The organism is Serratia sp. MMO-28 (assembly GCF_037199905.1).
GTDB lineage: Bacteria > Pseudomonadota > Gammaproteobacteria > Enterobacterales > Enterobacteriaceae > Chania > Chania oryzae.
The window spans coordinates 84557-99296 of sequence record NZ_JBBCVB010000023.1; the positions used below are offsets into that span (position 1 = coordinate 84557).

Genomic DNA, 14740 nt, shown 5'->3' on the forward strand with positions numbered 1-14740 from the left:
TTCCCCTGTTGCGCCCAATGAAGTGCTGAGATCAGTTGCTTCGAAGACGAGAGAACTTTAATTATGGAAATACTGCGTGGTTCGCCCGCTTTGTCGGCTTTTCGTATTACCAAACTGCTGTCCCGCTGCCAGGACGCTCAACTCCCGGTCAGTGATATCTACGCCGAATACGTCCACTTTGCCGATGTTAGCGCACCGCTAAGTGCTGAAGAACATGCCAAGCTTCAGCGGCTGCTCAAGTATGGCCCCTCTCTCGCTGAGCATGCCCCGGAAGGCCGCCTGCTGCTGGTTACGCCGCGTCCTGGCACCATTTCCCCCTGGTCTTCCAAAGCCACCGATATTGCGCACAACTGTGGTCTGGCCCAGGTGATTCGTCTTGAGCGTGGTTTGGCATTTTATGTCACTGCACCTGCGCTCGATGAAGCCCAGTGGCAGACTCTGGCCGCGTTGTTGCACGATCGCATGATGGAGACTGTCTTCAGCGAGTTGCAGCAGGCTGAAAAACTGTTTTCTCATCACCAACCGGCTCCCTATCAGACGGTGGACGTGCTGGGCCAAGGCCGCAGCGCACTGGAACAGGCCAACGTCAAACTTGGCCTGGCGCTGGCACAGGACGAGATCGACTACCTGCTGAATGCGTTTACCGGCTTGGGGCGCAACCCGACGGATATCGAGCTGTACATGTTCGCGCAGGCCAACTCCGAACATTGCCGCCATAAGATTTTCAACGCCGATTGGATCATCGACGGCGAACAGCAGCCCAAATCGCTGTTCAAGATGATCAAGAATACCTTCGAACAGACGCCGGACTATGTGCTTTCAGCCTATAAAGATAACGCCGCCGTGATGGAAGGTTCGCAGGTTGGCCGCTTCTTTGCCGCAGCGGAAAATGGCCTCTATGACTACCATCAGGAAGACGCACATATCCTGATGAAAGTAGAAACACACAACCACCCGACGGCAATCTCTCCATGGCCGGGAGCCGCTACCGGTTCCGGTGGCGAGATCCGTGATGAAGGGGCTACTGGCCGTGGCGCGAAGCCAAAAGCCGGTCTGGTGGGCTTTTCGGTCTCCAACCTGCGTATTCCAGGTTTTGAACAGCCGTGGGAGCAGGATTTTGGTAAACCGGATCGCATCGTCACCGCGCTGGATATCATGACCGAAGGCCCGCTGGGGGGCGCTGCGTTCAACAACGAATTTGGCCGCCCGGCGCTGGTGGGTTACTTCCGTACTTATGAAGAGCGCGTTAACAGCCACAACGGAGTTGAACTGCGGGGTTACCACAAGCCGATCATGTTGGCAGGGGGGCTGGGTAACATCCGTGCCGATCACGTGCAGAAGGGCGAAATCACCGTGGGGGCCAAACTGGTGGTGTTGGGCGGCCCGGCGATGAATATCGGTTTGGGTGGCGGCGCGGCATCCTCTATGGCTTCTGGCCAGTCTGATGCCGATCTGGATTTTGCGTCGGTACAGCGTGACAACCCTGAAATGGAGCGCCGCTGCCAGGAGGTGATCGATCGCTGTTGGCAGTTGGGCGATCACAACCCGATTCTGTTTATCCACGATGTCGGGGCCGGTGGCCTGTCGAATGCGATGCCGGAGCTGGTCAGCGACGGTGGCCGCGGTGGCCGTTTTGAACTGCGTGACATTCTCAATGATGAGCCGGGGATGAGCCCGCTCGAAGTGTGGTGTAACGAATCGCAGGAACGCTATGTGCTGGCGGTGGCCCCCGAACAGATGGCGCAGTTCGATGCTATCTGCCGCCGCGAGCGCGCGCCTTATGCGGTGATTGGTGAAGCCACAGAAGAACGGCACCTGACGCTGAACGATCGTCATTTTGACAATCAGCCGATTGATATGCCGCTGGAGGTGTTGTTGGGTAAAACGCCAAAAATGACGCGTGACGTCCAGAGCCAACAGGCGCAAGGCGAAGCGTTGCAGCGTGCCGAAATCACTCTGGCCGATGCGGTGAAACGCGTTCTGCACCTGCCTGCCGTGGCGGAGAAAACCTTTCTGATCACCATTGGTGACCGTACCGTGACCGGTATGGTGGCGCGTGACCAGATGGTTGGCCCATGGCAGATCCCGGTGGCCGACTGCGCAGTTACTACCGCCAGCCTGGACAGTTACTATGGCGAAGCCATGTCGATCGGTGAACGTGCGCCGGTGGCGTTGCTGGATTTTGCTGCCTCTGCTCGCCTGGCAGTGGGGGAAGCGCTGACCAACCTGGCAGCGACCGAAATCGGTTCGCTGAAGCGCGTGAAGCTTTCCGCTAACTGGATGGCGGCAGCGGGCCACCCTGGTGAAGATGCTGGCCTGTACGCCGCGGTAAAAGCCGTAGGTGAAGAACTGTGTCCGGCGTTAGGTATCACCATTCCGGTGGGCAAAGATTCGATGTCGATGAAAACCCGCTGGCAGGAAGGTAATGAGCAGCGCGAGATGACGTCACCGCTTTCGCTGGTGATCACCGCTTTTGCTCGTGTTGAAGACGTGCGCCACACCGTTACGCCGCAGCTGCGTACTGACAAGGGCGACACCGCGCTGTTACTGATCGACTTGGGTAATGGCCACAACGCGCTGGGGGCCACGGCTCTGGCACAGGTTTATCGTCAACTGGGCGACAAACCTGCCGATGTGCGTAACGTTGAACAATTGGCCGGTTTCTTTAACGCGATGCAGCAACTGGTAGCGGATCGCGCGTTGCTGGCTTATCACGATCGTTCCGACGGTGGTTTGCTGGTCACGTTGGCCGAAATGGCTTTTGCGGGGCACTGTGGCGTCAATGTCGATATTCAGGCATTGGGCGACGATGTGCTGGCGGCCTTGTTCAACGAGGAACTGGGGGCGGTGATTCAGGTTTCCGCCGTGCATTTGGCCGCCGTGCAGCAGGTATTTGCCGCTCATGGCCTGACAGGCAATGTGCACCACATTGGCAGCGTGCAGAGTGGCGATCGCTTTGAGATCAACTGCGCAGGCAAACCGGTATATAGCGAAAGCCGTAATACGCTGCGCACCTGGTGGGCTGAAACCACCTGGCAGATGCAGCGCCTGCGTGATAACCCTGAGTGTGCCGATCAGGAGCATCAGGCCAAGCAGGACGAACGCGATCCGGGTCTGAACGTTAAGCTGACTTTTGCACCAGATGAAGACATTGCCGCACCTTATATCGCCAAGGGCTCGCGTCCGAAAGTGGCGGTGCTGCGTGAACAGGGCGTTAACTCTCATGTTGAGATGGCGGCGGCATTCCACCGTGCCGGTTTTGACGCAGTCGATGTGCATATGAGCGATCTGCTGGCAGGGCAACGCGATCTGCAGGGCTTCCACACGCTGGTCGCCTGCGGCGGTTTCTCTTACGGTGACGTGCTGGGTGCCGGTGAAGGCTGGGCGAAATCGATTCTGTTCAATCAGCGCGTGCGCGATCAGTTTGCCGCGTTCTTCCATCGGCCAGATACCTTGGCATTGGGCGTTTGCAACGGCTGCCAGATGATGTCTAACCTGCGTGAACTGATCCCAGGGGCTGAACATTGGCCGCGCTTTGTGCGTAACCTGTCTGATCGTTTTGAAGCCCGTTTCAGCCTGGTCGAAGTGGCTGCCAGCCCATCTCTGTTTATGCAGGGAATGGCGGGTTCACGTATGCCAATCGCTGTTTCTCATGGCGAAGGCCATGTGGAGGTGCGTGACTTGGCACACCTGGCGGCGCTGGAGCAACATGGCCTGGTGGCTCTGCGTTTTGTGGATAATGCCGGTCAGGTCACCGAAGCGTATCCAGCAAACCCGAACGGTTCGCCAAACGGGATCACAGCCGTGACCAGCAGCGATGGCCGAGCCACCGTCATGATGCCGCACCCGGAACGGGTATTCCGCACGGTCAGCAACTCCTGGCACCCGGAAGAATGGGGGGAAGATAGTCCATGGATGCGCATGTTCCGCAACGCGCGTAAACAACTGGGTTGATTGATTCCGTTCGCTTGAGGCGTAATTGACTGGGGGCGCAAAGTATTGCGCCCTTTTTATTGCCTTATATTTTAATAGGTTATGTGGCGTGTCGGTTTTTTGCGACAAACGCCACATTGGGTGTCTCTAAAAAGAGACATTTAAATTATTGATTTTATTATGGTGTGGATTTATGAGGATAAGTTGTCGGTATTTGGCGACGGTACGATGGATTATGACTCACTGTGTATCACGCAGATTGATAGATTTGCACAGGGTTTAAATTAATATTTTATAAATATCATGTACTTAATAAGTTTTATTAAAAGTTGGCACGACTGGTGCATTATATTGTTCAGTTGCTCATTCAACTTTTTATGACGGCCCCGTATTTAGACGGAATTCTGCCTCATAAGCCTCCGAATGATGCCAAAGAAATGGTGCCTATCGTCCAACTAAACCGATAACAGACGCGCAAGCGGCTTTATCAAACATCGGACGACACGTTGAGTGAGGCACCGCCTTGTATCCACCTGTGATGATGTGTTCATCAATTCCGGATACTTATGGATGCTATTCGTCCTATTCGATGCCAGCCTTGTGCTACATCACCTGGGGACGAGGCGTAAGGGCATCCACATATCTCATTGCGATGGGGCATTTTGCCCCAGCGTCAATGTCAGAAACCGCATTCATGCTGCCATCATACTTTGTGCACCCTGTCATAACAGCAACGCAATATCCGCTTGGCAAAACTTCCCCAACTCTTTTCCTTCGGCTTATGCGCCGCATATCCTCTTGTGAACAGGCTTTCTGCTGCGTTCAATGCTCCTCTTTGCGTGCCAGATCGCGGATTATCCTTTACCGGGCTTTTTTCTCTCCGCTGAGTCAGTTAGCATCAAGGTAGACTAAAGATAATGAGATGATTTCTTTGAAAAGATGGCGTTTATTCCCGCGCTCGCTGCGTCAGTTGGTGCTGATGGCGTTTCTGTTGGTGCTGTTACCCTTGCTGGTACTGGCTTACCAGGCCTATCAAAGCCTGGATCATCTCAGCGCGCAGGCGGCAGATATCAACCGTACCACGCTGGTGGATGCCAGACGCAGTGAGGCCATGACCAGCATGGCGTTAGAGATGGAGCGCAGCTATCGCCAGTACTGTGTTCTGGTCGATCCTACGCTGGAGCGGTTATACCAGAATCAGCGCAAGCAATATTCCCAAATGCTCGATTCCCATGCACCAATCCTGCCGGACGAGCGTTATTACCAGACATTGCGCGGCTTGCTCACTCAGCTTGCCACGATTAAATGCCAAAGCAGTGGCCCGGATAAAGACTCTTCACTGCTGCTGGAGTCGTTTTCGCGTTCCAACGCAGAAATGGTTCAGGCGACCCGAAGCGTTATCTTCTCCCGTGGCCAACAGTTGCAACAGGCGATCGCAGAACGCGGTCAGTTTTTCGGCTGGCAGGCGCTGCTGCTGTTTCTGGTCAGCGTGATACTGGTGGTGCTATTTACCCGCATGATTATCGGGCCGGTCAAGGCGGTCGAGCGTATGATTAATCGCCTGGGAGAAGGGCGCCCGATTGGTATGACGGCATCCTTCAAAGGCCCGCGCGAACTGCGTTCGCTAGCGCAACGTATTATCTGGCTGAGTGAACGCCTGGCGTGGTTGGAATCGCAGCGGCACGAGTTTTTGCGCCACATTTCCCATGAGTTGAAAACCCCGCTTGCCAGTATGCGGGAAGGGACCGAATTGCTGGCAGATGAGGTCGCCGGCCCGCTGACACCCGATCAAAAAGAGGTGGTGGCGATCCTTAATCAAAGCAGCCGCCACCTGCAGCAATTGATAGAACAATTGCTGGATTACAACCGCAAACTGGCCGATGGCCCATCAGAGCATGAGAATGTTGAGCTGGAAGAACTGGTCGACATGGTCGTTGCTGCCCACAGTTTGCCAGCGCGAGCCAAAATGATTCGCACCGAAGTGAAGCTTGAGGCTGAGATCTGCTGGGCACAGCCTACGCTATTAATGCGTGTCCTGGATAATCTCTACTCCAATGCGGTGCACTACGGCGAGGAATCCGGTAACATTTGGATCCGCAGCCGCCAGGTTGGGCAACGGGTGCAGATTGACGTCGCCAATAGCGGTACGCCAATCCCCGAAACGGAACATGCCATGATTTTTGAGCCTTTTTTCCAAGGTAGTCACCAGCGAAAAGGGGCGGTAAAAGGAAGCGGGCTGGGGCTGAGCATCGCTCAGGATTGTATTCGCCGTATGCGCGGAGAATTGAAACTGGTCAACGTTGCTGACGCTGATGTCTGTTTCCGAATTGAATTGCCATTAACCGCCGAGAATGAATAAATAATGTACACATGGTCTAAACGCGCCAGTTTACCGCAGACCGAAGGTTCACCACGTGTTTCTCAACGTGCACCGCTCGGCAAGCGCTCTCTTTCTTTCCTGGGCCCGATCCTTTTGGCCCCGTTTCTGCTGACCGGATGTGCCGAGCGCGCCGTCAGCAGTGGTTTGACTCAGCAGCAACAGGAGTCCATTCCAGACACCAAAGTGGTGGACTACCGCATTGCACCTTGTGAAACCCTGTTACCGCTTGATGAAAAAGAGGTGTTGGAAAACCCTCTTTACTGGCTGCGAGTGATGGACTGTGCCGATCGTATCGGTTCCACTCAGGCCCGGGCATTGGCGAAAACGTTGCCAGGCAGCAACTGGCAAGGTGTTTTCAAGCAAAGTATTCTGTTGGGCAGTGCCGAACCGACCTCGGCAGAACGCCGTCAGATCATCGATCGTCTGAATAGCTATCGTCTTGAATTCCCAAGCTCATTGCGCCCTTTGCTACAGCTGTGGCGTGAGCAGCAGGTCTTGCAGGTCTCACTGTTTGACGAACGGGCCCGCTATCAGAGCCTGCAGGAAAGCTCAGACAGCCAGATCGACATGCTGCGCCAGAGTCAGGCGCATTTGCAGAGCCAACTGCAGGAGACGTCGCGCAAGCTGGAAAATCTGACCGATATCGAACGTCAGCTTTCTTCGCGTAAGCAAATGCAGGGTGAAATCCCTGAAAGCAGCACTGTGCAGCCAAAAGCGGATGCTGCTGGCAAAGGAACAGCGCCAGCCAAAGCCAAAGAAGCTGAACCAGAATCTGCTCCTGCGGCAGAAAAAGGCACCGCTGTGCCCGTGGAGCCGGAAGACACCGACGTACCGCCACCCGCTCATAAGGAGCCTAAAGCGCAATGACAGCTCGCAAACCGGCCAATCTTCTGTTGGTTGACGACGATCCCAGCTTGCTCAAGCTGCTGGGGATGCGCCTGACCAGCGAAGGTTTTCACGTCATTACTGCCGCCAGCGGCCAGGAGGCTCTGCGCCTGCTGGCGCGTGAAAAGATCGACCTGGTCATCAGCGATTTGCGGATGGATGAAATGGACGGCATGGCGTTGTTCGCTGAAATCCAGAAATATCAGCCGGGAATGCCGGTGATCATTCTTACCGCTCATGGTTCGATCCCGGATGCGGTTGCCGCAACCCAGCAAGGAGTATTCAGCTTCCTGACCAAGCCGGTTGATCGCGATGCACTGTATAAAGCGATTGATGATGCGCTGTCGCTGTCGATACCGGCGGGCGATGAAAGCTGGCGTGAAGACTTTGTCACCCGTAGCCCAATCATGCTGCGTCTGCTGGAGCAGGCCAAGATGGTGGCACAGTCAGATGTCAGCGTGCTAATTAACGGCCAGAGTGGTACCGGCAAGGAAGTGCTGGCGCAGGCGATTCATGGTGCCAGCCCGCGGGCGAAAAAAGCCTTTATAGCCATCAACTGTGGCGCATTGCCAGAGCAACTGCTGGAGTCCGAACTGTTTGGGCATGCCAAAGGCGCGTTCACCGGTGCGGTGAGCAGCCGTGAGGGGTTATTCCAGGCTGCCGCTGGCGGCACGCTGTTCCTGGACGAGATTGGCGATATGCCGCTTTCGCTCCAGGTGAAATTGTTGCGTGTGTTGCAGGAACGCAAGGTGCGCCCACTGGGCAGTAACCGCGATCTGGACATCGACGTGCGTATCATCTCCGCTACCCACCGCGATCTGCCGAAAGCGATGGCGAAAAACGAGTTCCGCGAAGATCTCTACTACCGCCTGAACGTCGTTAACCTGAAGATCCCAGCGCTGAATGAGCGGGCAGAAGATATTCCGTTGTTGGCTAACCATCTGCTGCGTGAGTCGGCGCAGCGCCACAAACCTTTTGTGCGCAGTTTCTCCTCCGATGCGATGAAACGCCTGATGACCGCCAGTTGGCCGGGTAACGTGCGCCAATTGGTGAACGTTATCGAGCAGTGTGTGGCACTGACGTCGGCTCCGGTGATCAGCGAAGCGTTGGTTGAGCAGGCCCTGGAAGGGGAAAATACCGCTCTGCCGACCTTTGTCGAAGCGCGTAACCAGTTTGAATTACACTATTTACGTAAACTGCTGCAAATCACCAAGGGCAACGTCACCCAGGCCGCGCGCATGGCGGGCCGCAACCGTACTGAATTCTATAAATTGTTGTCGCGCCACGAACTGGACGCCAACGATTTTAAAGAATGATTTTTTTCCTGAACCTGCTTAGTGCAGGTTCTCAACAAACGAGCCGGAAGAACCCCCTGCAACTTGCAGTATGATGGGTATCAACTCCGTTTTTTGTTGTGGCATGGCAGACTAGAGAGATATGAGCAGATCACTTTCCATCGCGTTGGCCCAGTTGAATTTGCTAGTGGGCGATATTGAAGGCAACAGCGAACGCATGTTGCAAACCGTGCAAGAGCAGCAGAAGGCGGGAGCCGATCTGGTCATGTTCACCGAACTGGCACTGTCGGGGTATCCGCCGGAAGACCTGCTGTACCGTGACGATTTCTACCAGCGCTGCGATACCCAGCTAAACCGCCTGCAGCAGGCATCGGCCGATGTGGCGATCCTGGTGGGGCACCCCTGGCGTGAAGACGGCAAGCTGTATAACGCGCTGTCGCTGTTTTCCGCGGGGCAATTACAGGCGCGTTATTTCAAGCAGCAGTTGCCAAACTACGGTGTGTTCGACGAAAAACGTTACTTCCATGCCGGGGATAAAAGCTGCGTGGTGGATCTGAAAGGTTACCGCCTGGGTCTGCTGATTTGCGAAGATCTGTGGTTCCCGGAGCCGGTGGATGCGGCCAAAGCGGCAGGGGCGGAAATTCTGCTGTCGATCAATGCTTCGCCGTATAACCGTGAAAAGCCTTATATCCGTAAAACCCTGATGGCAGGGCACTGCCAGCGCGCGAACCTGCCGTTGGTGTATCTCAACCAGATCGGCGGGCAGGATGAGCTGATTTTTGACGGCTGCTCAAAAGTGTTTGATGCCGCGGGCAATATGACACATCGCCTGGCAGCGTTTGCTGAGCAGGTCACTCTGCTGGAGTTCAATGAACTGCAAGTGGTGCCGATGACTGCCCCGGCGGCAGAACAGCCGCAGTTGGCGCAGGTGTATGAAGCGCTGGTGCTGGCGGTGCGTGATTATGTGACCAAAAACGGTTTTAAAGGTGCGGTGCTGGGCCTATCCGGCGGTATCGACTCTGCGCTGACGCTGGCGATTGCCGTTGATGCATTGGGTAAAGATAAGGTGCAGGCCTTGATGATGCCATTCCGCTACACGGCGGATATCAGCATTGCCGATGCGAAAGAAGAAGCCGAAATCCTCGGCGTTGAGTTTGACATCGTCTCTATTGAGCCGATGTTTGATGCCTTTATGGGCCAGTTGTCGCCAATGTTTGTTGGCACCGAACGTGACACCACTGAAGAGAACCTGCAGGCACGCTGCCGTGGCGTGGTGCTGATGGCGCTGTCTAACAAACGCCGCAGCATCGTGTTAACCACGGGTAACAAAAGTGAGATGGCTGTGGGCTATGCCACGCTGTATGGTGATATGGCGGGTGGTTTTGACGTGCTGAAAGACGTGCCGAAAACGCTGGTGTTCAAGCTGTCTGAGTATCGCAATACGGTCTCTTACGTGATCCCGCAGCGGGTGATCGATCGTCCGCCGTCTGCCGAACTGGCCCCGGATCAGCTCGATCAGGACAGTTTGCCGCCGTATGACATTCTGGATGCCATTCTCGAAGGCTACGTCGAACGCGATAAGTCCGTCGCCGATCTGGTGGCCGAAGGTTTCGAAGAGGCCATTGTGCGTAAAGTGATCCGTTTGGTGGATATCAACGAATACAAGCGCCGCCAGGCCGCCGTCGGGCCGCGCATCACCGCCCGTAATTTTGGTAAAGATCGCCGCTACCCGATCACCTCCGGTTTTGGCCGTCAAAATTGGTAATTAAGGAATAAAGATGAAAAAAATCGACGCTATTATCAAGCCGTTCAAACTGGATGACGTGCGTGAAGCGCTGGCTGAAGTTGGGATTACCGGGATGACCGTGACCGAAGTGAAAGGTTTTGGCCGTCAGAAAGGCCATACCGAACTGTACCGTGGTGCAGAATACATGGTCGACTTCCTGCCGAAGGTCAAAATCGAAATCGTGGTTGCTGACGATATCGTTGATACCTGCGTAGAAACCATCATGCAGACTGCACAGACCGGTAAAATCGGCGACGGTAAAATCTTTGTCTTCGACGTAGCGCGAGTGGTGCGTATCCGTACCGGCGAGCAAGACGAAGAAGCGATTTAAGATGTCTGGCTACCGAGCACTTCCAGCTTGAACTTGGGCAGTGCTCGGCCTCCTCGTGTACTGCGTGTACACTCCGGGGCACTGCGCGCTGGCCGCATTCAATCTGGATGCGCTCGCTACGCCCCAAACTTCAGAGAGTGGTGTCTGGCTACCGAGCACTTTCAGCGTGAACTTCAATCCCATTCTAAAAAAGCGAACGCTATCGCATTTCGCACACTTTTCCCGATAGCTGACTGGTAAGCACCTACACTCAAAACAACCGTTTTGACCGAGGTGGTTTGCCATGATGACGTTACGCCAAATCCGCCACTTTATTGCCGTGGCAGAAACCGGCTCGATCTCCGCTGCTGCACAGGCGGTGTTTGTCTCGCAGTCTTCGCTAACCTTGGCGATCCAGCAGTTGGAAACCGAGATTGGCGTCCGGTTGTTCGAGCGCCATGCCAAAGGGATGAACCTGACTCACCAAGGCCATCAGTTTTTGCGTCAATCCTATCTGATCCTCGCTACCGTCGATAACGCCAAGCGCAGCCTGCAACTGGGCACCGAAAGCCTGAACGGCAAGCTGACCATCGGCGTCACCAGCCTGGTAGCCGGTTATTTTCTGGTGGAACTGCTCAAGCGCTTCAAATCGGCTTATCCCAACGTAACGATCCAGGTAATTGAGGATGAACGGCCGTATATTGAACATTTACTGGTGAGCGGTGAGATAGATATTGGGGTATTAATCCTGTCAAACATTGAAGATCGCGATGCATTGCAAACCGAAGTGCTGATGCATTCGCCGTATCGCCTGTGGCTGCCACCGTTGCACCCGTTACTGGAGCACGACAGCATCGGTTTAGCCGATGTGGCTAAACAGCCGCTGATCCAGCTTAACGTGGACGAAATGGATGTGCATGCCCGGCGGATTTGGGGGCGAGCCGGCCTTAAGCCGGAAATTGCAATGAAGACGGCTTCCACCGAGGCGGTGCGCAGCCTGGTGGCCGCGGGGATGGGAATTGCCATTCTACCGGATATGGCTTACCGCGCCTGGTCGCTGGAGGGTAATATGATCGAAGCGCGCAAGCTGGTGGACCTGCTGGAGCCGCTGGATATCGGCCTGGCATGGCGGCGTGGCAGCGCCCGGCCGGAGCTGGTAACGCCATTCCTCACTATTGCGCGTGAGAACAGCAAGATGAATGTGGCAGGTCTTAAGCATTCTATTTAATCGAACGCTGCCTTCAGTATTTAGAATTTGTTGTCCGCAGTACGCTCGCCTAGTCTGATAAAAACCAAACAATCACACTTGATTAACGTTTTTGTCACAAAAGGCGATCCGCAATGGCAGATGTGCATCAGGTTTCAGGTTTGTCCTGTCAGCAATTTATTAATGGCCACTCGGTAGAAGGCGAGGGCCATCATGAGCAGATCGTTAACCCTGCCAACGGCGAAACGCTGGTTACTCTTGCCGAGGCTTCTACCGTTCAGGTAGGGGCCGCTGTTGCTGCGGCACAGCAGGCTTTTTCCCATTGGTCACGCACTACGCCCGCTTTTCGCGCGGCTATTCTGCTGCGTATAGCCGATGCCATTGAACAGCAAGCTGAACGTTTGGCACGGCTCGAAGCGCTTAACTGCGGTAAACCCTTCCATCAGGCGCTGAACGACGATCTACCTGCGGCCATCGATGTATTCCGTTTCTTCGCCGGGGCCGTGCGCACCCAGCAGGGGCAGTTGGCCGGTGAATATATTGCCGGCCACACCTCAATGATTCGCCGCGATCCGCTTGGCGTGGTCGCTTCCATCGCCCCCTGGAATTACCCGCTAATGATGGCCGCCTGGAAAATAGCTCCGGCGCTGGCTGCCGGTAATACCGTGGTATTCAAGCCTTCCGAACATACGCCGCTGACTATTTTGGCGCTGGTGCCTGCGCTGCAGGAGATCCTGCCGCCAGGGGTGCTGAATATTGTTTATGGCGGCGGCGAAGGGGTGGGCAGCCATCTGGTGAACCATCCGCAGGTGCGGCTGGTTTCCGTTACCGGCGATATCGTCACCGGGCAGAAGATCCTGCAAGCGGCAGTGAAAAGCGTAAAACGCACTCATCTGGAGTTGGGGGGTAAAGCTCCGGTGATCGTCTGCGATGATGCCGATCTGGATGAGGTGGTCAGCAGCATCCGCACTTTTGGTTATTACAACGCCGGGCAAGATTGCACCGCCGCTTGCCGGATCTACGCGCAGGCGGGGATTTACCAGAAGCTGGTCGATGCCTTGGGTGAAGCGGTCGCTAGCCTGCGTTTCGCCCGCAAGCGCGATGAAGACAATGAGATTGGACCGTTGATCAGCAGCCGCCAGCGCGATCGCGTGGCCAGCTTTGTCGAACGCGCCCTCAGCCAGCCGCATATCGAACTGGTTACCGGTGCGGCAGCCCATTCCGGCCCGGGTTTCTACTACCAGCCCACCTTGCTGGCAGGCTGCCTGCAAAGCGACGAGATCGTCCAACGTGAAGTGTTTGGCCCGGTGGTCAGCGTTACGCGCTTCGATACGCTGGAACAGGCCGTGAGCTGGGCGAATGATTCTGAATACGGGCTGGCCTCTTCGGTCTGGACGCAGAACATCGATCGCGCGCTGCACATCGCCGCGCATCTGCAATACGGCAGCACCTGGATCAACACCCACTTTACCTTGGCGAGTGAAATGCCGCACGGCGGCCTGAAACGCTCTGGCTACGGTAAGGATCTTTCCAGTGATTCATTACAGGATTACAGCGTTGTCAGGCATGTGATGGCGAAATTTAAATCCACCTTCTAGCCACACTCCTGGCAAAAATCAGCCACTTTTCGATACGCAACACAGGGGTAATTACGATGGGAAAAACAACCGCAGTCACCACAGTTTCCGCACTCTGTATCACTGTTCTTTGCGGCATGGCGCAGGCCGCCGATAAGCCGCTTGGCAAAGGCGAAGGGCGGGTGGATATCATCGCCTGGCCTGGTTATATCGAACGTGGTCAGTCGGATAAAAATTACGATTGGGTGACCCAATTTGAGAAACAAACCGGCTGTGAGGTGAACGTGAAAACCGCCGCCACCTCCGATGAGATGGTTAGCCTGATGGCTAAGGGTGGTTATGACCTGGTGACCGCCTCCGGCGATGCGTCATTGCGCCTGATCTTCGGCAAACGCGTGCAGCCAATTGATACCACTTTGATCCCCAACTGGAAAAACGTCGATCCACGCCTACTGAACGGCCCGTGGTATAGGGTAGCGGGTAAAACCTATGGTACGCCTTATCAGTGGGGGCCAAACGTGCTGATGTATAACAGCAAAACCTTCCCGACGCCGCCAGACAGTTGGGCGGTCGTCTTCCAGCAGCAAAATCTGCCGGATGGCAAAACCAACCAGGGCCGGGTACAGGCTTACGATGGCCCAATTTATATCGCCGATGCGGCGCTGTTCCTGAAGGCGACCCAGCCGCAACTGGGCATCACCGATCCCTACCAATTGAACGAAGAACAGTATCAGGCGGTACTCACGCTGTTACGCAGCCAGCACGCGCTGATCCACCGTTATTGGCACGATACCTCAGTCCAGATGAGTGATTTCAAGAACGAAGGGGTCGTTGCCTCCGGTGCCTGGCCGTATCAGGCTAATGCCCTGAAAGGTGAAGGCCAGCCGATTGCCACCGTTTTCCCGAAAGAGGGGGTGACCGGCTGGGCGGATACCACCATGCTGCACGCCGAAGCTAAACACCCAAGCTGTGCCTATCAGTGGATGAACTGGTCGCTGGAGCCGAAAGTGCAAGGGGATGTTGCCGCCTGGTTTGGTTCGTTACCTGCGGTGCCGGCAGGCTGTAAAGCCAGCGCTCTGCTCGGTGATAAAGGCTGTGAAACCAACGGCTTTAACCAGTTCGACAAGATCGCTTTCTGGAAAACACCACAGTCAGAAGGCGGCAAATTTGTGCCATACAGCCGTTGGACGCAGGACTATATCGCCATTATGGGCGGCAGATAAATATCAGCTTACTTATTCCGATCGCCTAACGGCCCCCTTGTATGTTTGTAGTTGATGTAAAAAGATAGGTTGTACCGTGTTCTTACCCGGCGTGGCAGCACGTACGCCCTCTGGGACACCAAGCCCGTGGGAGAGCTTATTGCG

At 55.4% G+C, this 14740-nt stretch carries 9 protein-coding genes; all 9 read left to right on the plus strand.

Going from position 1 to position 14740, the window contains the following annotated elements:
* The first annotated feature begins 63 nt into the window (after window positions 1-63).
* Window positions 64-3954 carry a phosphoribosylformylglycinamidine synthase gene (gene purL / locus WG891_RS19480; protein ID WP_337264207.1) on the plus strand — a complete coding sequence of 1297 codons (3891 nt, stop codon included), beginning with the start codon at window positions 64-66 and terminating at the stop codon, window positions 3952-3954.
* Between the two features lie 901 nt (window positions 3955-4855).
* Entirely contained in the window at window positions 4856-6292 is a 1437-nt protein-coding gene (locus WG891_RS19485) for a sensor histidine kinase (RefSeq protein WP_076942730.1), read from the plus strand.
* Window positions 6293-6295: 3 nt separating this feature from the next.
* A complete protein-coding gene (qseG, locus tag WG891_RS19490; RefSeq protein WP_337264208.1) occupies window positions 6296-7180 on the plus strand; it encodes a two-component system QseEF-associated lipoprotein QseG in 885 nt (294 codons plus the stop codon).
* On the plus strand, window positions 7177-8514 hold the full coding sequence (glrR, locus tag WG891_RS19495) for a two-component system response regulator GlrR (protein WP_076942732.1): 1338 nt from the start codon (window positions 7177-7179) through the stop codon (window positions 8512-8514). Before qseG ends, glrR begins: the two co-directional genes overlap by 4 nt.
* 121 nt (window positions 8515-8635) lie before the next feature.
* Window positions 8636-10258 carry an NAD+ synthase gene (locus WG891_RS19500; protein ID WP_337264209.1) on the plus strand — a complete coding sequence of 541 codons (1623 nt, stop codon included), beginning with the start codon at window positions 8636-8638 and terminating at the stop codon, window positions 10256-10258.
* A 13-nt stretch (window positions 10259-10271) separates the two neighbouring features.
* Complete coding sequence (gene glnB, locus WG891_RS19505; protein ID WP_004847623.1) at window positions 10272-10610, plus strand: nitrogen regulatory protein P-II; 339 nt, start codon at window positions 10272-10274, stop codon at window positions 10608-10610.
* Between the two features lie 283 nt (window positions 10611-10893).
* Entirely contained in the window at window positions 10894-11817 is a 924-nt protein-coding gene (locus WG891_RS19510; protein ID WP_337264210.1) for a LysR substrate-binding domain-containing protein, read from the plus strand.
* A gap of 113 nt (window positions 11818-11930) precedes the next feature.
* Window positions 11931-13394: a gamma-aminobutyraldehyde dehydrogenase gene (locus WG891_RS19515; protein WP_337264211.1), complete on the plus strand. Its 1464-nt coding sequence runs from the start codon at window positions 11931-11933 to the stop codon at window positions 13392-13394.
* A gap of 56 nt (window positions 13395-13450) precedes the next feature.
* Window positions 13451-14596 carry a putative ABC transporter substrate-binding protein YdcS gene (gene ydcS, locus WG891_RS19520; RefSeq protein WP_337264212.1) on the plus strand — a complete coding sequence of 382 codons (1146 nt, stop codon included), beginning with the start codon at window positions 13451-13453 and terminating at the stop codon, window positions 14594-14596.
* Window positions 14597-14740: the final 144 nt, after the last annotated feature.

What these genes read in the sequence shown, in the direction of transcription:
- ydcS (WP_337264212.1), top strand. Translation starts at nt 13,451, where the DNA reads ATGGGAAAAACAACCGCAGTCACCACAGTTTCCGCACTCTGTATCACT.
- glrR (WP_076942732.1), top strand. Translation starts at nt 7,177, where the DNA reads ATGACAGCTCGCAAACCGGCCAATCTTCTGTTGGTTGACGACGATCCC.
- glnB (WP_004847623.1), top strand. Translation starts at nt 10,272, where the DNA reads ATGAAAAAAATCGACGCTATTATCAAGCCGTTCAAACTGGATGACGTG.
- WG891_RS19500 (WP_337264209.1), top strand. Translation starts at nt 8,636, where the DNA reads ATGAGCAGATCACTTTCCATCGCGTTGGCCCAGTTGAATTTGCTAGTG.
- qseG (WP_337264208.1), top strand. Translation starts at nt 6,296, where the DNA reads ATGTACACATGGTCTAAACGCGCCAGTTTACCGCAGACCGAAGGTTCA.
- WG891_RS19485 (WP_076942730.1), top strand. Translation starts at nt 4,856, where the DNA reads ATGATTTCTTTGAAAAGATGGCGTTTATTCCCGCGCTCGCTGCGTCAG.
- WG891_RS19515 (WP_337264211.1), top strand. Translation starts at nt 11,931, where the DNA reads ATGGCAGATGTGCATCAGGTTTCAGGTTTGTCCTGTCAGCAATTTATT.
- purL (WP_337264207.1), top strand. Translation starts at nt 64, where the DNA reads ATGGAAATACTGCGTGGTTCGCCCGCTTTGTCGGCTTTTCGTATTACC.
- WG891_RS19510 (WP_337264210.1), top strand. Translation starts at nt 10,894, where the DNA reads ATGATGACGTTACGCCAAATCCGCCACTTTATTGCCGTGGCAGAAACC.